Source organism: Methylobacterium sp. FF17, from assembly GCF_025813715.1.
Taxonomy (GTDB): Bacteria; Pseudomonadota; Alphaproteobacteria; order Rhizobiales; family Beijerinckiaceae; genus Methylobacterium; species Methylobacterium flocculans.
In genome coordinates this window covers 773656-793883 of sequence record NZ_CP107532.1, presented here as the reverse complement: position 1 = coordinate 793883, position 20228 = coordinate 773656, and the positions used below count along the sequence as shown (strand labels likewise).

Below are 20228 nucleotides of genomic sequence, written 5' to 3'. Positions count from 1 at the left end.
TCCCCGGTCGCGTTGGTCAGATCTCGGCGACGAGCTGATTGGGCCGGCGCAGCACCCGGTCGAGGATGCGGCTGGCCTGGAGGGCCCGGCGCTTTCGGCGGAACATGGCCTCGTAGTCCCGCAGGAACTGGCCCGTCTCCATGGTCTTGCCGACCTGTTCGGCGAGGAAGCCCTTGTCGGAGGGCAGGTGCAGCATCGCGCAGGCGGCGGCGTCGCGCAGCGGAACCTGCCGGTGGTAGGTCTTGCTCGACCACCAGCGCACGATCTGCGCGCGCTGGCCGATGTCGTCCACGGCGAGGCCGCTGCGCTCGGCGTGATGGATCGCGGCGGAGACCACCATCTCGTCGCCGAGGTGGTGCAGGGTGTCGAGGGCGGCGACGTAGCGCGGCAGGCAGGCATCGAGCCCGGTCTTGAGGAGTCGGAACTGCGCGCTCGAACCGGCGATGAACTCGCCGCCGAACCAGCGCGGGGCGGGGACGGGCATGTCCGCCACCCGTTCGAGATCGCCCCGGACCCGCTCGATCCCGTAGGCCGGGTAGACCTGCTCGGAGATCTCGTAGACCGACAGGGCGTCCGAGAGGACGAGGGGACGCTGCAGGACGCAGTCGACGTCCACGAGGCCGACATGGTCGCCGAGGTCCCCCCGGGCGAAGGCGTCGAGGACGTCGAGCTTGAAATGCGCGGCGTAGAAGCGGGTGCCGCGCGGAACCACCGCGTGGAAGGGGATCTCGACCACCGCGATCGGCGCGCATCCGAGCTCGGCGAGCCGCCCGCGCACGAGGGCGGAATCGTTGGTGATCAGGGCGAAGGTCTCGCCCTGACGCGCGAAGGAGGCGTGGCAGGTCGCGGCGCAGCGCAGGTAGGTATCGACGGGGTTGGCCCCGCGCGAAAGGTTCACGCCGCCGCTGGTCGCCGCGTCGAGGTAGAGCAGACCGTAGAACCTGTACGCGCTGTGCATCTCGACCCCCCCGTGGCGCGATGGAATGTCCGCCGGTTGCGGATCCCGTGGACCCGCCCTGCATCCTCAACCGGCGGAGGGCCGCAGCGTCGCGGTCCAGGCCCGCATCCGGGACACGGCGGGCTTCAGCCGGCGCTTCAGGTCGGGCCAGCCGAAGCGCGCCAGGGCCGCGAGGTGGCCCCGATGCAGGAAGGCGAGGGCTGAGCGCCGGAGCACGAGGGTCCGCAGCGGCACGCGCTCGCCGCCGAGCTGCTGCTTGTAGGGCAGGTCGCCCCACATCAGGTTGAAGTCCGTGAGCCCGAGTGCCGCAGACGCCTCGATGGAGTTGATCAGGCTGATCATGCCGAGGCTGCTCTTGGGGTAGCCCGGATCGTAGCCGTGGGTCAGGAAATGGGCCTGGCCGCCCGCGATGCAGATGAGGTCGGCGGCCAGGATCGCCTCGTCCTTGCGCACGATGGTGGCATGGCCGATCTCGGCCGCGACCGCGGCGAGGCGCGCGAGCTCGTCGGCGCCGATGCCGTAGCGTCGGCCCTGTCCCTCGATCCGGATGCGTCCGAAGGCGGCGATCCGCTCCAGCACGGCGCGGCTCGGGCTCGCCTCGAACCGGACCGAGATCCCCGGATTCTCCCGGGCGAGGCCCCGCGCCTTGCGCTTGGTGTTGCTGACGAGCTGCTTCGACATCCGCTCGGCGGCGTCGCGCAGGGGCAGGCGCCAGTTGTTCTGGTAGTGGAAGGCCACGTGCCCGGGGGCGAGCGGGCCGGCGACGTCGACGTCCTCGAACACCACGAAGGGTACGCCCGTTTCGGCCATGAGCCGCTCGCCGAGGACGCCGACGAGGTCCGCCTCGAGGCGGAACAGCCGGCCGAGATGCAGGAGGCCGCCGCCCTCGCGGGTGAAGAGCAGGCGCGGCGCATCCGGCCCCTGTCCCTCCACGATCACGAGGTCGCGAACCCCGTAGGTCCGCAGCCAGACCGGGTGGGTGTAGAGCCCGCCGGGGGCGGGATCGTCATAGGTCGCGGCGTCCGCCCGCCGGACGCGCAGCGAACCGTCGGCGGCGACGTAGTCGGCCCGTGTGAGCGCGCGCCCGCCGACTACGTCGGACGGGGACCGGTGCGAGCCGGATGCCTCTTCCGGGGCCAGTCCCGACATGGCGATGGACGCGCTCATCTCATGGTTCCTGTCGCATTGTGCGGGCGCCGGCATCAGTGGACGAGGGGGGGCGGCACGAAGGACCGCTCCGCCCGCGTGGCGTAGTAGACGACCGACCGGATCGGCCAGCCGGGTTCGAAGTGGTGACGCGGGAGGTAGCGCGGAACCCCGCGCCCCGGCAGCATCGAGCCGCGCACGCTGGAGAAGATGGCACGGTATCCGGCCGAGGCCGCGACCGCGAGGGCCGCCTCGCTCATCGACGTGAGCCGCCCGAACGGCCAGGCGAAGCTGGTGCAGGCCGGGTGGCCGTCCGCAGCCGACAGGCGGCGCTCGATCTCGGCCCGGCACCCTGCGATCTCCGCCGGGAGTTCGCCGGCCGCGAGGCTGGAGACCTGCCGGTGGGTCAGGGTGTGGGCCCCGATCTCGACGCCCTCGCGGGCCAGCCGCGCGAGGGTGCCCCAATCGGCCAGCGGCAGCGACCGGGCGTAGCGCGCGTTGCGCCGGAAGGCGTCGAACGCTCCGGCTCCGGCCGCTTCGTCGGAACCGGGCTCGGGCACGAAGGTCGGGCAGACCATGAGGGCGTAGGGAATGCCTTGGGCGCGCAGCAGCGGATGGGCCTGGCTGGCGATGTTCTCGAAGCCGTCGTCGATGGAGAGGTGGAACAGGCGCCCGAGTCGCCGCGCCGGCCCGTCGAGGGTGGCGAGCAGTTCCGCCGTGGAGATGAAGTCGCCTTCCCGCTTCAGCGCGGCGAAGAGCCGGGTCGCGTGCTCCCGCTCCTCTGGGAACAGGTAGTGGAAGGTCAGGCAGCGGATCGTCTCGGCGGTTCGCCGGTAGGCGAGCGGCCGGACGCGGTCCAGCACCCCGCGCAGGGCAAGGCCTTTCGCCCGCTCCCGCAGGTTGGCGGGCGGCGTCATCTGCGCGGCCGAGGTGGCGGTCGGAGCAGGGCCTTCGCATGTGCTCATGGCGGTCAGGCCCGGCGTCGCAGCGCGCGCAGGCGGTTCATCAGCGGCTTGACCCGCGAACGAAGCTGAAGCCGGCGCCGAAGCTCGGGAACGAGGCGGACCAGGGTGAGGTAGGCCATCGCGGCAGCGAAGCGCGGCGAGCGACCGGGGCGCACGCCGAGGTAGAGGTCCGCCGTCTCGGCCCGCTCGGCCCAGATCTCCGACATCATCCCGACCTCGGCGGCGGCGCAGGAATCCGTGCGGCGGGTCGCCGGGTCGGCGAGCAGCATCGCGGTGTCCTCCAGCGCGAGCTGGTAGCCCGGCGAGAAGGCGCCGCAGCTCTCGTCGTAGGCGATCTTCCAGGTGAAGGCCGTCCCCCCCGAGCGCAGCAGGACGCACATGCTGATGGTGCGGCCATCGAGCGTGAGCGCGCTGATGCTGGCGAGGCCCCGCTCGGCCAGGGCGGCGAGGGCGTGGCGGACGAAATCGGCCTGGACGGCGTCGGACTGCATCGCGCTGCCCCGCCGGCCCTTCCAGCCCAGCGCCTCCAGCGCGAGGAAATCCTCCGTCGCCGCCGCAACGGCGTCGCCCTCGTGCAGGACGTAGCATACCGCGCCCTGGCGCCCGAGCTTGGCGCGCAGCTGGCGCAGCTTGGCCCGGCGCGAATTCGAGAGCGTCCCCCGCAGGTAGGATTCCCCGTCGAGATCCGATTCGAGCATCGCCCGGCGGTGACGTGCCGTCACCCGTTCGGCGCAGCGCCCCTGCGCGACGAGGCGGTCGAGGGCGATCCGGAACGGACCCGAATCGCGCGACGGGTTGAGGTCGATGAGCTTGGGCAGGTCGGGGTCGGCGTTCAGGAATGCGAGCCACGCCGCCAGCGCGTCCTCGGTCCAGTCGGTCAGGACCACCGGACTGCCCAGAGACGCGAAGGGGACCGCCGGGGCGCGCAGGCGGGGCAGGATTCCGCCGTGGCGGGAGAAGGCCCAGGCACCCACGAGGCGTGAGGTAGCCTCGGCGTCCCAGGCCAGCAGGACGACGATCGGGGTCGACGGGTCGGCCCGCTCCGCCGCCGCCAGCAGCGCGGGTTCGAGGAAGGCGTTCGCCTCCGGCGCTTCGTCCGCCAGGGTGCGGAACGCCGGCTCGACGGCCGCGAAGCCCACCGGGTCGGTGCGCTCCACCCGTATCCGCCGGGGGACCGGGCGTAGCGTATCGTCCGGCCGATGGGCCGGGCTCGCGACCATGACGGAGGCATCGGAATGCTGAATCGGGGACACCGCTCTCTGACTTTCCACTCTGCCGAAGTCCCGCCGGGTGGGCCCGTCCGGAACGCGCGCGTCCAGTCGGCGGCCGTGCCGTGCGCTCGGCCCTCGACGCGTTCGTTCGGATCGGGATCCTGAAGATCGAGGGGCACTTAGACCCGCAGGCCGTAAAGACACTATTTAAGCAGAACCTAAAGATCGGGTATGGTTACCACGCGTCTCCGCCCTCAATGCGGATTGACGAATCCATTCGGTAATTCATCAGTGTCCAAGAAGTCCGATAGTCCGGTTGATCCGACCGGATAGCGGCCCCGTGCCGTTGGTGGGGACTGCGGGAAGCGGTTAGATGCGCATCGAAGGACGCGCATCGATCGCGCCGCCGGGGGCCCTCCCGGAGCGCAGGGTGCGGGGGACGACACCGGTGAAGCTGCGCCTCCTGCCCTCACCACCGATCCCGGCGCGGTTCGCGCGCGGGGCCGATCGCCCGCCGACGCCCGGCGCGCGAAACTTTATGGGCTCGGGTCCCGTTCAGGCGCTCGCCCGGATGGACTGCGTCGCGGCCGCCACCCGGGTTCCTACTCTCGGGCGGCCTGCCGACCCGCTCCTCTCACGCGACGAGTCGCCATGAAGGTCGCTTTCCTCATCAACATCGTCACGCCCTACACCCACCGCCTGTTCGAGCGGCTGGGCGAGGGGCTGGGCGGCGGGCTCGACGTGTTCGCCTGCAGCGAGAGCGAACCGGGGCGGCACTGGATGCTCGACCCGCCGGTAACTTATGCGCGCCGCGCGCTGGCCGGATTGCGGCTGCACCGCTCCTACGTGAGCCACATCTACTTGAATCCGGGAATCGTGCCGGCGCTCCTCCGGACGCGCTACGACGTGGTGCTGATCAGCGATTTCTCGCCGACGATGATGCTGGCCAGCATCTGCGCCCGCCTGCGCGGCATCCCCGTGGTGATCTCCACCGATGGGCAACCGGATACCGATCCGGGTCGGACGTCGATCGTGCACCGTATCGCGCGGCGCCTCGTCGTTCCGGCCAGCGCGGCCGGGGTGGGGGCGAGCCGGGGCAGCCTCGCGCTCCTCGAAGCCTACGGGTTGCCCCCCGGCGCCGGGTTCCTCTCGCCCATCACCCCGGGTTGGGACTACACCCTGCCGTCCCCGGACTTCGCGGCCCGGCCCTTCGACCTGCTCTTCTGCGGGCACCTCGACGACGACCGCAAGGGGCTGCTCTTCTTCCTCGAAGTGGTCGAGGCGCTCGTCGCGCGGGGGCGTGCGCCCTCGGTCCGGGTCACCGGCGACGGACCCCTGCGCGGCGTGGCCGAGGCGCGGCTGGCCGCCGCCGGGGTGGCGGCGCGGTTCGACGGCTACCTCGCGCAGGACGCGCTCGCGGAGGCCTACACCTCGGCGAAGCTGTTCCTGTTCCCGTCGCGGGGCGACCCCTGGGGCCTCGTGGCCAACGAGGCCATCCAGTGCGGGACGCCGGTGATCGCCTCGCTCCATGCCCAATCCGCCCTGGAACTCGTCGGACCGAGCGGGGCGGGCGTGGTCCTGCCCCTCGACGTGACGGCCTGGGCCGACGCCACCGGGCACTACTTGGACGATCCGGACGCCTGGGAGGCCGCCCGCGACAGCGCCGCCCGCGTCACCCGCGACTTCTCCCTGGATGCCATGGCGAACGGCTTCCTGTCGGCCTTCGCGCGGGTCACCGCGACATCCGACCCCTGCAGCCCCGGTCGCTACCAACCGGGTCGCTCCGCATGATGGCATCCTCGGTGGGGTCGCAGCCCGGGGGCCTGGGCCGGCTGCTGCACCGGCTCTGGTCCGCGGCCTGGATCTGGTCCACGGGCGCCCAGGCGCTGTCCAGCGGCATGAGCCTCGTCGTCTCGGTGCTGGCCGCCCGGCTGCTCGGCGTAGCGGATTTCGGGGCCTACGTCCTCGTCCAGGCCGGGGTCGTGATCCTGGCGGTCCTGCAGTACCAGCTCGTGGCCGGGCCGATGATGATCGTTTCCGGCCACCGGGCCCGCTCGCCCGCCTATTTCGGGACGGTGGCGCGGGTGGCGCTCGCCGTATCGCTCGCGATCGGAGCAGCGGTTGCCCTCTACAGCGCCGTCCTCGTCTCCCGGCCCGGGGCGGACGGGCTCGCCCTTCCGCTGGCGGCCTTCGTCTTCGCGGTCGGCTTCGTGGCGCAGGACAACGCCAAGCGCATCGCCTTCGCCATGGGGCGACCGCGCGCGGCCTTCGGCTACGAACTCCTCCGGCACGGCCTCTTCGTCGCCGCCGTGGCCGGCCTTTGGTGGGGATACCGGGTCGACACGCCGATCCTGCTGGCCTGCGGCGGCGTCGCGGCGCTGGTCGCCGCCCTCCCGGTCTTCGGGCCGGCCCTGATGACGCGCTGGCGCGGCGGGCTCCTGCAGGCCGTGGGCCGCCAGCACTGGGTGCTCGGGCGCTGGCTCGCCCTCGTGGTCTTCGTCTCGGCGGCGCACGAGCAGCTCGTCACCATCGTCGCGGGCGCCTGGATCAATGAGGACGCCTCCGCCGGGCTGCGGGCCGCGCAGGTCCTGCTCGGACCCCTCCTCGTGCTGATGACCAGCCTCGAGAACATCGTCCCGCGCCAGGCGGCGCGCCGGTTCCGCGAGGGCGGACGCGCAGCCCTAGCCGGCTATCTCGTCCGCGTCCTGCTGATGATCGAGATCCCGGTCATCGCGGTCTGCGCGCTCATCGGCGCCTTCAGCGGCGAGATCCTGCAGCTCCTGATGGGGCCGGGCTTCGCGAGCTTCGCCCTGGTCGCCGCCATCATCGTGCTGGGGCCGCCCATCACCCTCGCCCGCGAGTTCGGCGTGATCTACCTGCGGACCACCCGCGACACCCAGGGGATCTTCTTCGCCTTCCTGACGAGCGCCGTCGTCACGGCGGCGGCGATCTATCCGATGATCCGCGCCTACGGCGTCGAGGGCGCCGCCTGCGTCACCGTCCTCGGCCACGCGGTGTCCACGGCCGTGATCCTGTATCAGGTCCGGCGCCCGCGTCCGTCTTCGGAGACCGGGGCGGCCGCGACGGTGTGAGGGCCCCAGCCTTCGAAGGCGGGCGCGCCGTCCTTGAATCGCCGGGCCGCCGATGGGCCCGGCGCGAGGGATGTTACGGCCGCGGCCTCGGGCCGGCATCCCGCGCGACGATGGCGAGGAAGCGCGGCACCACGGTGGCGTAGCGCCGACCCAGGCGGCGCGGCTCGCGGATCAGGCGGTAGAGCCATTCGAGCCCGACGCGGGTCATGGCCGCCGGGGCGCGGGGGATGGTGTTGATGTTCACGTCGAAGGCGGCGCCGACGCCCATCGCGATGGTGCCCGGCAGGAACGGCGCATGCGCCTGCATGAAGAGTTCCTGCTTGGGCGTGCTCAGCCCGATCCACAGGACCTGCGTGCCCGCCGCCTGGATCCGCTCGTGCAGCGATTCCGACTCCGCCTCGGTGAGGGGGCGGAACGGCAGAGTCTCGTGACCCGCGACGGCGAGGCCGGGCGTACGCCGCGCCATCTCCCCCGCCAGGGCCTCGGCGACCCCCGGGCCGCCCCCGAGGAAGAAGTGCTTCCAGCCCTCCGCGAGTCCGGCCCGGCACACGGTCTCGACGGATTCGATCCCCGGGACCTGGTCGATTCCCGCGTGGCCGCGCAGGCGCCCGATCCAGGCCAGGGGGCGCCCGTCGGGGCAGACGAGGAGAGCGGCGTGGTGGGCGGCCATGATCTCCGGGTCGTCCTGCGCGCGGACGACCCCGTGCGCGTCGCGGAAGACCACGAAGGTCCCGGGCGTGCCGGGGCCACGGCGCAGGCGCCGGCGCATCGCGGCGACGAGGCCGGCCATGTCGGTGATGGAGACGGGCACGCCGCCGAGGGAGAAATGCCCCACCTCCGGGTCGTGCCCCCAGGCATGCCGGCTGGCGTCGTCGTGATACCGATCGGATGCGGACAGGATCATGGCACGTCTCGTTGCGGGCTGGCGGCGCGGGCGGCGATGGCTTCGCGATAGATCGGAAGGGCACGGGCGGTGACGGAGGCTTCGGTCCATTCGCGCTCGTAGGCGGCACGGGCGGCGCGCCCCATCGCCCGGGCGGCCTCCGGATCGTCGACGATCCGGTCGAAGGCGCGGGCGAGGGCGGCCGGATCGCCCGGTGCGGCGTGCAGGCCGGTCTCCCCCTCGACCACGAGGTCGGGGAGCGCACCGATGCGGGAGGCGACCACCGGCGTGCCGACGCTGAACGCCTCGGCGATGACCATGGGCAGGCCCTCGTAGCAGAGGGAGGGGACGACCACCGCCGCCGCCGCCGCCATCGCGGCGCGCACGCCGTCCCGGTCCCGGGGGCCGAGATAGGTCAGGTTCGGTACGTCCCGGACGGCCTCCACCAGGGGGCCGTCGCCGATGACGGTGACGGGGCCACGCGCCAGGCGTGCCGCCGCCACCAGGGGCACGACGCCCTTCTCCGGTCCCAGGCGCCCGACATACAGGATCCCGGCGCGCGCGCCGTCCCGGATCGGGCCCGGATCGGCAAGGCCGTTCGGCTTGATGCGGATCCGGCTCTCCGGAAGTCCGGCGGCCACGAAGCGGCTGCGGGCGAACCCCGTGAGCGCGATGAAGCGGTCGACGTCCCGCGTCCAGGTCCCGGCCCGGCGGTGGACGTCGATCATGCGCGCCACCGCGAGCGACCCGAGACGGGATCCGCGATAGCAGGCATGGCGCACTGCTTTGTAGGGCGAGCCGCCGATGCAATCCTCGCAGGGGCGCGCATCGCGCATCAGGATGCCGTTGGCGCAGGTCACGCGAAAGTTGTGGAGGGTCTGCACGGTCGCGGTGCCGGTCGCCCGCACGGCGGCGTGCACTCCGGGGGAAATGCGCGGGAACACGTTGTGGGCGTGCACGACGTCCGGGCGGAAGTCCCGGACCGCCTCCAGCACGGAGGCGATGCCGCGCGGTGCATGCGCCGCCTCGTAGGCCGTGCTCAGGCGGTCAGCGACCGTCCGGATCTCGGCATTGTCGAAGAACAGGGTCTCGACGGTCTGCCCGGCGCGGCGCAGGCTCGCCACCTCCTGCTCCACCACGGCATCCTCGCCGCCGCGCACCTGATAGCGATTGTGCACGACGAGGATGCGCAGCGGCGTCGCCTCGACTGTGCCCCCTCCCGGGCCGCGATCGGGTTCGATTCGCCGGTCACGGTCGAGGAGATCTCCCCCGTCGACCGTCCCTGCGAGCGCGTTTCGAGCCTGTCCCTGCACCCGCCACCTACCCAGCCCGGACCATCGAGAATGAAAACGCGGAGGTCCGGATCACTCGAGATGCGGGCACGCTGCGGTGGTCTATCGATAACCTGCGGCACCTTAACATTGGTTTCGGTTCGTCGTTGGTTCGAACGGGATTCGATTTACACTTCCCTCACCGACTCGGCGGGGCTTCGCCGGACGCCGACGAGGCGGATCGGACCCGCGGCGCCCGCGGGCGGGTGCCATGCGGAATCGGCATGGACGGAAACAGGGGTCGCAGGAACACCCGTCGAACGCCGTCGTTAGTTGCCAGACTGGTCGGTCGGTGGGCGGTATCCGCCCCTCGGCCGCGATCATGTTCAACGGCATTCGGAACGGGGTTTGGCGTTCGCCATCGGGCGAAGACGGCAGCGACCCGTCCGTGAGGATTGAAGGACGAAACGAATGGCTGATTCCAAGGCCCAAGCCGGCAACCAGCGCCTCCACGAGACGCAGAACGGCACCAAGTCGAACGCCAAGAAGGTCTCGATCGACGTCTTGAACGCCCGCCTGTCCGACGGCATCGACCTCGCGCTCGACGTCAAGCAGGCCCACTGGAACCTGAAGGGACCCCAGTTCATCGGCATCCACGAGATGCTGGACGGGTTCCGCACCGAACTCGACGATTACAACGACAAGGTGGCCGAGCGCATCACCCAGCTCGGCGGCACCGCGCGGGGCACCGCCACGGCCGTGGCCTCGGCCTCGAAGCTGGCGCCCTATCCCCTCGATGCCTATGCGGTGGCGGACCACCTCGCCGCGCTGATCGACCGCTACGGCGTCTACGCCAACGCGGTTCGCGAGAACATCGACGAGACCGACGAGGCAGGTGATGCCGGCACCGCCGACCTCCTCACCGAGGTGTCGCGCGGCGTCGACAAGCAGCTCTGGTTCCTCGAGGCCCACGTCCAGGAGCCGACCGGCGCGATGCGCGACGGCGACCACGCCGGCCAGCGCTGAGCGCAGGCGCCACGTCGATTGCGACCCGGGGAGGTGCCGAGAGGCGCCTCCCTTTTTCGTGGGCACGCGCCTTTTCATGGGCACGCGCCAAGGGCGCACGCTGGATGGGTGAGGTTCGCTCTCGGAGCCCGAGTCCGTCGAGATCGCTCGACCGCGTCGGCGCTTGCCGTCGCGAACTGAAACGCGAAGCATCACACCCGCGCCGATCCTTCGACCGTGCGGCTGGACGATCCGGAAGAATTGAAACACCGAGGAATCGAATGGTGCCGCAAGAGGGATTCGAACCCCCGACCCCCTCATTACGAATGAGGTGCTCTACCAGCTGAGCTATTGCGGCCCGGTTCCGGTTCGGACGCTGTGTTCCGAGGGGACCGTTCGGGGGAGGGTCATATCGGGCGGTGGGTCGGATGGCAAGCTGGAACCTGCGGTGGAGCGTCGGGCTGTCGCTGAAAATCGATGCACCGCGGACACGGTGGCGCGCCATCGTCCGGGTGGGCAACCCGCTTCCTTGACGACCCGGCGCGCGGCCCCGAAGGCTGGCCGGGTCTGTTCGAGGATCGCCATGTCGCTGATCGCCCGCCTCCGCGCCTACGCTGCCGACGCCTTCGGGATCGGCGGGCACGACGCCGCCGCCGAGGTGGCGGACGAGCGTCTGGCCGCCATCGCGCTCCTCGTGCACGTGGCCCGCGCCGACGGGGTGCTGGCGCCGGAGGAGAGCGAGCGCCTCGCCCGGCTGGTGGAGGGGCGCTTCGTCGAAACACGGGCCGAGGCCGAGGCCCTGATCGCCCGGGCGGCCGCGTTCGACGCGCAGACCCGCGACATGGCGCAACTCGTGGAGATGATCGGCCACGAGGTCGGGCCGGACCGGCGCGCCCGCCTCCTCGCCATGGCCTGGTCCGTGGCCGGGGCCGACGGCAGCGTGCACGAATTCGAGGAGGCGCTGGTCTGGCGCCTCGGCGGCCTGCTCGGCCTCGACGAGGCGGCCATCGGCGAAGCCCGCCGCACCGCCGCCGAGGGGCGGGTGGCCCTGAGCTGAGCGCGCCGCCGCGATGATCCTCTGCCTGACCCTGATCCTCCTGGCGCAGCTCATCGGCGAGGCCCTGGCGCGGGCGACGGGCCTTCCGCTGCCGGGCCCCCTCATCGGCATGGCCCTCCTGCTGCTGTTCCTGGTCCTGCGCGACCGGGCGCCGCGCCTCGCCCCGCGCGTGCTGGCGCCGGCCCTGGTGGACGGGCGCCTGGAGGGCACCGGCAAGGGCCTGCTCGCCAACCTGTCGCTGATGTTCGTGCCGGCGGGGGCGGGCATCGTCGGACGCCTCGACGTGCTCGCGGTGCACGGAGTGGCGCTGGCCGTGATCGTCCTGGTCTCGACGCTGACGACGCTGGCCGCCACCGCGCTGACCTTCGTGGCGGTCTCGCGCTGGCTCGCCAAGGCCAAGCCCGACGCTCGGCAGGATTCCGGGCCCGAGGCACGCCCATGACCGGAGACTTCGCGGTCTGGGTCTATCTCTCGCGCACGCCGCTGCTGTGGTTGACCGTGACCCTGCTGGCCTACGTGATCGCCGACCGGATCGCGCAGGCGACGCGGCGCCACCCCCTCGCGAATCCGGTGCTGATCGCGATCGCCCTCACCGCCACCGTTCTGGAGACGACGAAGACCCCCTACGCGACGTATTTCGAGGGGGCGCAGTTCGTCCACTTCCTGCTCGGGCCCGCCACCGTGGCCCTGGCGATCCCGCTCTACGAGTATCGCGCCACGGTCCTGCGCGCCCTGGCACCGATGCTGGCCGCCCTGGTGGTCGGGTCGGTGGTGGCGCTGACCTCGGCGCTGCTCCTGGGGCGTGCCTTCGGGATCCCCCGCGACATCATCGTCTCGCTGGCGCCAAAATCCGTCACCACCGGCGTCGCCATGGGCATCGCGCAGACGCTCGGCGGCGACCCGACCCTGGCGGCGGTGATCGTGATGCTCACCGGCATGACAGGCGGCATCCTGGTGACCCCCCTGATGAACGCCCTGCGCATCCGGGACATGCGTGCACGCGGCTTCGCGGCCGGGCTCGCCGCCCACGGGGTCGGCACCGCGCGGGCCTTCCAGGTCAACGAGGTGGCGGGTGCCTTCGCGGGCATCGCGCTGGGCTTCAACGCCTTCCTCACCGCGATCCTGGCGCCGCTCGCGGTGACGTTCCTGCGCTGAAGCCCGGGAGGCCTACTCGGCCGGGACGGGGGAGGGCACCGCGCGGGGCACGAACCGCCCATCCGAGGCGGGCTGCATGTCGAGGCGCCGGTCGTGCAGTCCGTGCAGGGTCGAGCGGTGGCCGATCGACACGATGGTGGTGCCGGGCAGGCGTTCGCGCAGCATCCGGTAGATCGAGGCCTCGCTCGGCTCGTCGAGGGCGGCGGTGGATTCGTCGAGGAACAGCCAGTCGGGTTTGGCGAGGACCGCGCGGGCGATCGCGAGGCGCTGCTGCTCGCCCCCCGAGAGGCGCTGGTCCCAGGCATCGACCTCGTCGAGGCGGTCGGCGAGCGCCGGCAGCTGCGCGGCGATCAGCGCGTCGCGGATCGCCGCGTCGGGGTACATGTCGGTGGTGTTCGGGTAGGCCACCGCGCCGCGCAGGGTTCCGAGCGGAATGTAGGGCCGCTGCGGCAGCACCAGGGCCGATTGCCCCTTGGGCAGGTCGATCCGGCCCTTGCCGAAGGGCCAGATGCCCGCGATGGCGCGAAACAGCGTCGACTTGCCCGAGCCCGAGGGGCCGGTGAGCAGGGTCGCGCCGCCCTTGGCGATCGTGAGCGTGTCGGCGCTGACGATCTCGCGCCCGTCCGGCAGGCCGAGGCTGAGCTTCGTGGCGGTGACGTCGCCCCGGGTCTCGTTGCCCTGGAACAGGCCCTCGCCTGTGCCGCCGATGGCCTCGGCCTTGGTCATCGCCCGCTTGAAGGAGGAGAGGCGGTTGGTGTTGGCCCGGTAGGCCGCGATCGTCACGTAGGAATTGATGAAGAACGACAGCGAGGACTGAACGCTGCTGAAGGCGTCGCCGGTCTGCTGGAACTGGCCGAGGGTGATCTTCTTCAGGAAGTAGGAGGGCGCCGCCAGGATGTAGGGGAAGACGACGCTGATCTGGCTGTAGGACAGGGTGAAGCTGCCGAGCTTGATCCGCCGAATGATGATGCCGATGTAATTGTCGATGATGGCGTGGAAGAGTGTGCCGAGGCGTACCGTCTCGGCGCGCTCGCCGCGCAGGAGCGCGATCTGCTCGCCGTAGATACGGGTGCGGGCCAGCGAGAACCGGAAATCCGCCTCGACCTTCTCCTGCCGGAAGTCGAGCCCGATCAGCGGGCGGCCGATCACATGCGTGAGCCAGGTGCCGATGACGGCGTAGCCGACCACGAGCCAGACCAGGAAGCCCGGGACCACCGTGTCGGTGAAGGGCAGCACGAAGTCGCGCGACAGGCCCCACAGGATGACCATGAAGGAGACCAGGGTCGCGGCCTGGGACAGGAGCCGGATCGAGAGCGTCGTGGTCTGTGAGATGAACAGGTTCACGTCGCTCTGAATGCGCTGGTCCGGGTTGTCCGCGTGCTCGTCCGTGAAGGGCACGCGGTAATGCGTGCCGGCATCCAGCCAGCGGCCGTAGAAGCTGCGGGTGAGCCAGGTGCGCCAGCGGATATGCAGGGAGGCGTCGACGAAGGTGTCGAACATGCCGACCACGACCCAGATCGTGGCGAGGGGCGTGAACACCCAGACGAGCTGATACCAGAACGCGTCGGCGTTATATTCCTGCAGCGCGTTGAAGAGGTCGCGGAACCAGAAGTTCAGGCGAAGCTGCAGGGCGACCTGCGCGAAGGTGATGAAGATCGAGAGCGCGACCAGGCGCTGGCCGATCTTGCCCTCGGTGGAGCCGAACAGGCGGAACGGCCCGATCTCCCGCGTCGGCTTGTCCTTCGTGGCGAAGTACGGGTCGGCGATGAGTGTGATCGCGCGGATGGGTTCGAGGTGCGAGATCGCCAGAACGATTCCGGCGAAGACCACGGCGCCGGTGGCGGCGAAGCTCGGGGGCAGCAGGGCGGCGAGCGTCGGCGGCAGCAGACCGAGCGCCGCGAGCTGCTTGGCCCCGGCCAGGAACAGGTAGCCGATGCCGTAGACCGAGACGAAGACCTTGAGGTAGGCCGAGAGCCGACCCGAGGCGAGCAGGATGCCCGCCATGGCAAACCCGCTCAGGGAAACGTAGAGCGGTGCCGCCTCGCCGGGCGCGATCAGCAGCACCAGCGCGAACAGCGCCGTCACCGCCGCCTGCAGGCCGAGGCCCGTCCTCAATGCGGCCACGCGCGTCTCCCTGTCTCGGATGATTGTCGTCGGGTGCCGGAAGGGCACGGATTGCGCCCGGCATTGCAGGCGCGCCGTGGCGAGAACGTGGCGGGATTGGGTGGCCGGCGGTCGCGCGCTACCAGTCCCAATCGCTGAATTCCGGCTCCCGGCAGCGATAGCCGATGGGGCATTCCGGATTGTCGCGGGTTGGCACGAAGCGCAACTCGGCGATCTCGCTCAGATTGCACTGGCTGCGGTCCCGTACGAAGCGCTCGGGCATTCCGCCGCCGCCGGGACTGATCAGGACGGAGCCCTTGCCCTTCACCAGGGCCATGGCGTCGGCGCAGGTCAGGCGTTGGGGCGCGGGGAGGGGGCTCTGGGCACCGGCCGGCGTTGCGAAGGCGACGCAGATGGCGAGTGCGAGGCGTCTCGTCACGATACTCGGCGCCGCTTCTTACGTTTCAGTCGAGTCAAGCATGGCAGTTTACGTATGAGGCGGAAAGGGGTTGCCGTCCGCTCGCCGCAATCGGGGGCTCTATCCACCGGGATTGCGCTCCGTCGGGGCGCCCCACCCAGCGCGCGACCGTCGGCCGAGGCCCCGGTTCCGCCCGAACGGACATCCGTCAGAGCCATGACCGCTGCCGCGAACCCGGGATTGTCGATCCTCAACCTCGATGCCGTGCGCGCCGCCCCGGTGTCGCGCGAGCCCTACAGCTTCTTCCTCGGCAACGACGTGCTGAAGGCCGACGCCGTCGATGCGATCCGGGAGGATTTCCCGGCGATCGCCAAGCCCGGCTACCTCACGGTGGACGAGGTCGCGCTGAAGGGCCGCTTCAAGGCCCTCATCGAGGAACTGGAGAGCGACGAATTCTCCCGGATCATGGGCGAGAAGTTCGGCATCGACCTCGTCTCCTGCCCGCGCCTCACCACGATCATGAAGCGCAGCCAGCCGAAATACGGCTCGATCCACACCGATGGCCCGTCCAAGGTGATGACGATGCTGATCTACATGAACGACGCCTGGGATGCACCGACGGCCGGCCGCCTGCGGGTGCTCTACGACGGCAAGAACTACGAGCCCTTCGCCGTCGAGGTGCCCCCCACCATGGGGACGATGTTCGCGTTCCTGCGGGCCGACAATTCCTGGCACGGCCACGAGCCCTTCGAGGGCGAGCGCCGCGTCGTCCAGGTCGCCTGGGTCAAGGACGCCAGCGAACTCGAGCGCAAGAAGAAGCGCAACCGCACGGCCCAGTTCCTGAAGGGTATCTTCGGCCGCTGAGGCTCGTCCCGGCCGGACGCTTCGCCTCCGGTCGGGTCCTTGGCTTTCAATTGGACCTCGGCTGCTAACAGGGAAATCGGCGTTCCGACCCCTTCGGCCCTGGCCAGACGTCGGATTGCCGCTATCCTATGGTCTCGCGCAGAACGGGCGTCGCGCGCCGGATGCACGTGCGAGTTTCATGGGACCCGACGACGATCCGCTCGATCTTGCCGACCGCATCCTGAACCTGCTGCCCGGTGACGGCACCCCGGTGCTGAACCGCGTGATGCGCGCGATGCTGGCCCGCGCCTGCGAGCGGCCCATCGACCAGGAAACCTATTTCGCCGCCCGCGACCGACTCCTGGCCGAAGGGCGGATCGGCCGGCTGCGCGGGCAGGGAGGCCAGATCTTCCTCACCGTGGCCGAGGTCGCCATCCCCGAGGCGCCCGCCGCCGATCCGGACGCGCGCTGGCCCGAGGCGCGCCTGATGGCGCCGCTCCAGGCCTATCTCGAAGGCACGTTCCGAAAAGGCCTCGATCTCGGCGACAACCTCTGCCTCGTGCAGGACACTTCGGCCCTCGGGCCCCGGCAGGGACAATGGGCCCGTCCGGACTTCATCCTGGTTTCGGCGATGCGGTTTCGCCTGCTGCCGGGGGCGCAGGTGGATGTCCACGCCTTCGAGCTGAAAACGGAGGCCGGCGGGACGGTCCAGGCCGTCCACGAAGCCCTGGCCCAGACCCGCTTCACCCATTTCGGCCACCTCGTCTGGCACCTGCGGGAGGGCGCGCGGGCGGAGGCGCGCCTCGGCGAGATCGCCGCGCAATGCGAGGCGCACGGCATCGGCCTCATCCGCCTGCGCGACCCGAGGGCCCCGGAGAACGCCGAGATCCTGGTGGATCCCGTCCGCAAGGCCACGGCGCACGCGATCATCGACGGATTCCTCGAATCGCGGCTGACCGCCGCGAACCGGAAACGGCTGGAACTGGCTTTGCGGGAGCAGCGGGCATGAGCAGCAGGGCACATCACGGGCCGGAGGGCATGCCCAGGAGGGAGGCCCGTCCATGAGCAAGGCAGTTCGGCAGGGTCCGGGTCGTCTCATCGCCGTGGCGAACATGAAGGGCGGGGTGGGCAAGACCACCACGGTGGTCATGCTGGCCGAGGCCCTGGCGGCGGACGGCGCCTCGGTGCTGGTGGTCGACCTCGACCCGCAGGCCAGCGTCTCCGTCTGCCTCGCCGGTGAGACGCTGCTGGCGGAAATGATCGCCCGCGGGCGGACGCTGGAAGCCTACCTCGCCCTGAAGCTGATCAACCGCGACAAGCCGGCCCTGGCGCCGCGCATCCGCGATCAGGTCAGCGTCACCACGCACCAGAACGAGCCCCTGGCCGTCTCGCTCCTGCCCGCCGGTCCCTACCTGCGCCTCGTGGAGCGCGAAATCATCTACGAATTGACCGGCCGCAATTTCTCGATGCACGCCATCGAGGGGCAGCTCTCGACGATCTTCCAGGAGGAGTTCGTGCCGCTCACCGCGCGCTACGACTACATCCTGTTCGACTGCGCCCCCGGCATCTCGCCGATGACCGAGGTGGCGGTGCGCGGCTCCGATCTCGTGGTCGTCACCTCGATCCCGGACTACCTCTCGACCTACGGACTCGACGCTTTCGTCCAGACCATCTGGAACAACAACGGCCGGCGCGGCAGCCATCTCGCGCCGGCCCGCCCGCCCCATGTCCTGGTCACGCGCTTCCAGCAGCAGGTGCGCCAGCACCAGCAGACACTCGCCCGGCTCCAGGCCGAAGCGGCGGCGAAGAACGCGGGCATCCGCCTGTTCGCGACCCGCATCCCGCAGGCGGCGGCCCTGGCCGAGGCGCTGATGCCGCGCGAGGTGCCGCCGACCTTTTCGGGCAAGTACGGCGCGCACGTCTCCAATGTCCTCATCCCGCTCGTGGCGGAAGTGAAGGGGGTTTTCGATGGCACTTGATGTGGATGGTTACGCGGTTCTCGGGGCCATCGCCCGGGCGCCGGACGCGTTCCCCGACCTGCGCGCCGAACTGGCCAAGACTGCGCGCACCCTCGTGGTGAAGCAGCTGAAGGCCAAGGGCCTCACCTTCGACGGCCTGCGCCGCGTGCACGGCAGCCTCGGGGCGGAGCCCTTCGCCCTGGTGGTCGACGGCCTCACGGAGGCGGAGGCCCGCAGCCTCGTGACACGCGTCGACAAGCACTATCCCGATGCGAAGACCGCGCCGCTCGATGCGTTGCGCCGTCACCTCGCCGCGCTTGCCGGCGGGGCCGAGCCCACGGGCAAGCCGGCCGGAAAGCCCCCGAAGCCCAAGGATCCCGAGGCCGGCAAGCCCGTCGCCCGGGCGCCGAAGGTCACCCGCGCCCTCGGCAGCCCCGCCTTCGCGGCGAGTTGGGACGGCAAGGATCACGACGTCAGAGATCCGGACAGCAAGGACGGAGCCAAGGAAGGAGCCAAGCCCGCCAAGGCGGCGAAGTCCGCCAAACCGGCCAAGTCCAAGAAGTAACGGAGGCGTGGGCGACCATGGCGCCGCCACCTTTGCGTGGCGCCATGCGGCCCCGTCATCCGCCGGAGATTCGCCCGTGGCCGTTTCGCGTTGGGGTTCGGTGTGTCGGGCCGTCGCGCTCGGCTCGCTCCTGCTGTCGGGTGCCGCCCCGGTCGGCGCTTCGCCCGCCGCCGACCTGCGCCTCCTCGATGCCCTGACCTGGGGCGCGACCCCGACGAGCTTCGCTGCGCTGAGGGCGCAGGGACGCGAGGCCTGGCTCGCCGCGCAGTTGCGGCAGGGGGCTCCCGCTCCCCTGCCGCCGGCGGCCGAGGCACAGGTCGAGGCCATGCGGCCGCAGGGCGACCTGAGCGAGCGGATCGCCGCCCTCGACGCGCAGGCGCGGGCGGCCAATGCGGTGCCGGACCTCGACGCGCGCAGGGCGGCCCTGGCCGCTCACCAGGAGGCCGTCAGCGAGGTCTATCGCCGATCGGTCGCAGCCACGCTCCTGCGCGCGCTCTATGCGCCGGATCAGGTCCGGGAGCGCATGACCTGGTTCTGGTTCAACCGCTTCAACGTCCATCAGGGCAAGGCCAACCTGCGCCTGCTGGTGGGCGATTACGTCGATACCGCCATCCGCCCGCATGCCCTCGGCCGGTTCCGCGACCTCCTCGCCGCGACGCTCGAGCACCCGGCGATGCTGCGCTACCTCGACAATGCCGAGAACGCCGCCAACCGGATCAACGAGAACTACGCCCGCGAACTCATGGAACTGCACACGCTCGGTGTCGGCGGCGGCTACGCGCAGCGCGACGTCGAGGAACTGGCGCGCATCCTCACGGGGGCGGGCATCGCGACGCGACCCGAACCGCCCGCCGTCAAGCCGGTGCTGGCGGGCGACGTGGTCCATAAGGGGCTGTTCCTGTTCAACCCGGCCCGGCACGATTACGGCGACAAGGTCTTCCTCGGGCAGGTCGTCCGGGGCCGGGGCTTTGCCGAGATCGGGCAGGCTCTGGACATCCTGAGCCGGCATCCCGCCACGGCCCGCAACGTCTCGCGCGGCATCGCCATCTACCTGATGGGACGGCCGCCGCCGGATGCCCTGGTCGAGCGTCTCGCCGCGGTCTTCGCGCGCACCGACGGGGCGATCGCGGCCATCCTCGATGCCCTGGTCCACGATCCGGATTTCACCGCCGCCCTCGGCACCGGATTCAAGGATCCCATGCGCTACGTCCTGTCGGCCGTGCGGCTCGCCTATGACGACCGGGTCATCCTGAACACCGGCCCGGTCCAGAACTGGCTGAACCGGCTCGGCGAAGGGCTGTTCAACCGGTCGACGCCCGATGGCTATCCCCTCGACGCGGCCGCCTGGAACGGCCCCGGCCAGCTCACGGCACGCTTCGAGGTCGCGCGCCAGATCGGGGCCGGCCCGGCCGGCCTGTTCAAGGCGCCGACGCCGGATGGCGGGGAGGAGCCCGCCTTTCCGCTCCTGCAGAACGGCCTCTACTTCGGCGCCCTGGCCGAGACCCTCGCGGGCCCGACCCGGGCCGCCCTCGCGCGGGCCGTCTCGCCCCAGGACTGGAACACGCTGTTCCTGTCCTCGCCGGAATTCATGCAGTGAC

General features: G+C 70.9%; 19 protein-coding genes and 1 tRNA gene. 11 read left to right on the top strand and 9 right to left on the bottom strand.

Annotated features, from left to right (window positions below; genetic code table 11):
• Positions 1-16 precede the first annotated feature (16 nt).
• The 4 genes from OF380_RS03565 to OF380_RS03550 form a co-directional block, all read right to left on the bottom strand.
• Positions 17-958, bottom strand: coding sequence for a hypothetical protein (locus OF380_RS03565; RefSeq protein WP_264049416.1), 942 nt, complete (start codon positions 956-958; stop codon positions 17-19).
• Between the two features lie 66 nt (positions 959-1024).
• A complete protein-coding gene (locus OF380_RS03560; protein ID WP_264049415.1) occupies positions 1025-2125 on the bottom strand; it encodes a GNAT family N-acetyltransferase in 1101 nt (366 codons plus the stop codon).
• A gap of 35 nt (positions 2126-2160) precedes the next feature.
• On the bottom strand, positions 2161-3069 hold the full coding sequence (locus OF380_RS03555; RefSeq protein WP_264049414.1) for a polysaccharide deacetylase family protein: 909 nt from the start codon (positions 3067-3069) through the stop codon (positions 2161-2163).
• A 5-nt stretch (positions 3070-3074) separates the two neighbouring features.
• Positions 3075-4322, bottom strand: coding sequence for a GNAT family N-acetyltransferase (locus OF380_RS03550; RefSeq protein ID WP_264049413.1), 1248 nt, complete (start codon positions 4320-4322; stop codon positions 3075-3077).
• A 609-nt stretch (positions 4323-4931) separates the two neighbouring features.
• Here OF380_RS03550 and OF380_RS03545 point away from each other — a divergent pair.
• Together OF380_RS03545 and OF380_RS03540 are read left to right on the top strand one after the other, a co-directional pair.
• Positions 4932-6071, top strand: coding sequence for a glycosyltransferase family 4 protein (locus OF380_RS03545; RefSeq protein WP_264049412.1), 1140 nt, complete (start codon positions 4932-4934; stop codon positions 6069-6071).
• The gene (locus OF380_RS03540; RefSeq protein WP_264049411.1) at positions 6068-7372 is read left to right on the top strand and encodes a lipopolysaccharide biosynthesis protein; all 1305 of its coding nucleotides are present in this window, start codon (positions 6068-6070) and stop codon (positions 7370-7372) included. Before OF380_RS03545 ends, OF380_RS03540 begins: the two co-directional genes overlap by 4 nt.
• Before the next feature lie 73 nt (positions 7373-7445).
• Here OF380_RS03540 and OF380_RS03535 read toward each other — a convergent pair whose 3' ends face one another.
• Together OF380_RS03535 and OF380_RS03530 are read right to left on the bottom strand one after the other, a co-directional pair.
• A complete protein-coding gene (locus tag OF380_RS03535) occupies positions 7446-8276 on the bottom strand; it encodes a WecB/TagA/CpsF family glycosyltransferase (protein WP_264049410.1) in 831 nt (276 codons plus the stop codon).
• The gene (locus OF380_RS03530) at positions 8273-9568 is read right to left on the bottom strand and encodes a glycosyltransferase (protein WP_264049409.1); all 1296 of its coding nucleotides are present in this window, start codon (positions 9566-9568) and stop codon (positions 8273-8275) included. The genes OF380_RS03535 and OF380_RS03530 overlap by 4 nt, the downstream gene beginning before the upstream one ends.
• 429 nt (positions 9569-9997) lie before the next feature.
• Between OF380_RS03530 and dps the strand changes: the two genes are divergently transcribed.
• Complete coding sequence (gene dps / locus OF380_RS03525) at positions 9998-10552, top strand: DNA starvation/stationary phase protection protein Dps (RefSeq protein ID WP_264049408.1); 555 nt, start codon at positions 9998-10000, stop codon at positions 10550-10552.
• Positions 10553-10813: 261 nt separating this feature from the next.
• Here the strand turns inward: dps and OF380_RS03520 are convergent.
• Positions 10814-10889 (bottom strand) — tRNA-Thr (locus OF380_RS03520).
• Positions 10890-11114: 225 nt separating this feature from the next.
• Between OF380_RS03520 and OF380_RS03515 the strand changes: the two genes are divergently transcribed.
• From OF380_RS03515 to OF380_RS03505, 3 genes are read left to right on the top strand one after another with little or no spacing between them, the layout of a single operon-like run.
• Entirely contained in the window at positions 11115-11588 is a 474-nt protein-coding gene (locus OF380_RS03515; RefSeq protein ID WP_264049407.1) for a tellurite resistance TerB family protein, read from the top strand.
• Positions 11589-11601: 13 nt separating this feature from the next.
• Complete coding sequence (locus tag OF380_RS03510) at positions 11602-12030, top strand: CidA/LrgA family protein (protein WP_264049406.1); 429 nt, start codon at positions 11602-11604, stop codon at positions 12028-12030.
• Positions 12027-12743 (top strand): LrgB family protein, encoded by a 717-nt coding sequence (locus tag OF380_RS03505; protein WP_264049405.1) that lies wholly within the window; start codon positions 12027-12029, stop codon positions 12741-12743. The genes OF380_RS03510 and OF380_RS03505 overlap by 4 nt, the downstream gene beginning before the upstream one ends.
• A gap of 12 nt (positions 12744-12755) precedes the next feature.
• Here the strand turns inward: OF380_RS03505 and OF380_RS03500 are convergent, their stop codons facing one another.
• Both OF380_RS03500 and OF380_RS03495 read right to left on the bottom strand, forming a co-directional pair.
• Positions 12756-14867, bottom strand: a complete 2112-nt coding sequence (locus OF380_RS03500) for an ABC transporter ATP-binding protein/permease (protein ID WP_264049404.1) — start codon at positions 14865-14867, stop codon at positions 12756-12758.
• Positions 14868-14985: 118 nt separating this feature from the next.
• On the bottom strand, positions 14986-15261 hold the full coding sequence (locus OF380_RS03495; protein ID WP_264051172.1) for a hypothetical protein: 276 nt from the start codon (positions 15259-15261) through the stop codon (positions 14986-14988).
• 219 nt (positions 15262-15480) lie between these two features.
• On the opposite strand from OF380_RS03495, the gene OF380_RS03490 reads away from it, so the two are divergent.
• The 5 genes from OF380_RS03490 to OF380_RS03470 all read left to right on the top strand — a co-directional run bounded on the left by OF380_RS03490 (position 15481) and on the right by OF380_RS03470 (position 20227).
• Positions 15481-16128 (top strand): 2OG-Fe(II) oxygenase, encoded by a 648-nt coding sequence (locus OF380_RS03490; protein ID WP_264049403.1) that lies wholly within the window; start codon positions 15481-15483, stop codon positions 16126-16128.
• 178 nt (positions 16129-16306) lie between these two features.
• Entirely contained in the window at positions 16307-17116 is an 810-nt protein-coding gene (locus OF380_RS03485; protein WP_264049402.1) for a hypothetical protein, read from the top strand.
• A gap of 52 nt (positions 17117-17168) precedes the next feature.
• Positions 17169-18086 carry a ParA family protein gene (locus OF380_RS03480; protein WP_264049401.1) on the top strand — a complete coding sequence of 306 codons (918 nt, stop codon included), beginning with the start codon at positions 17169-17171 and terminating at the stop codon, positions 18084-18086.
• Positions 18076-18630: a hypothetical protein gene (locus tag OF380_RS03475; protein WP_264049400.1), complete on the top strand. Its 555-nt coding sequence runs from the start codon at positions 18076-18078 to the stop codon at positions 18628-18630. Before OF380_RS03480 ends, OF380_RS03475 begins: the two co-directional genes overlap by 11 nt.
• Before the next feature lie 76 nt (positions 18631-18706).
• Positions 18707-20227 (top strand): DUF1800 domain-containing protein, encoded by a 1521-nt coding sequence (locus OF380_RS03470; protein ID WP_264049399.1) that lies wholly within the window; start codon positions 18707-18709, stop codon positions 20225-20227.
• Position 20228: the final 1 nt, after the last annotated feature.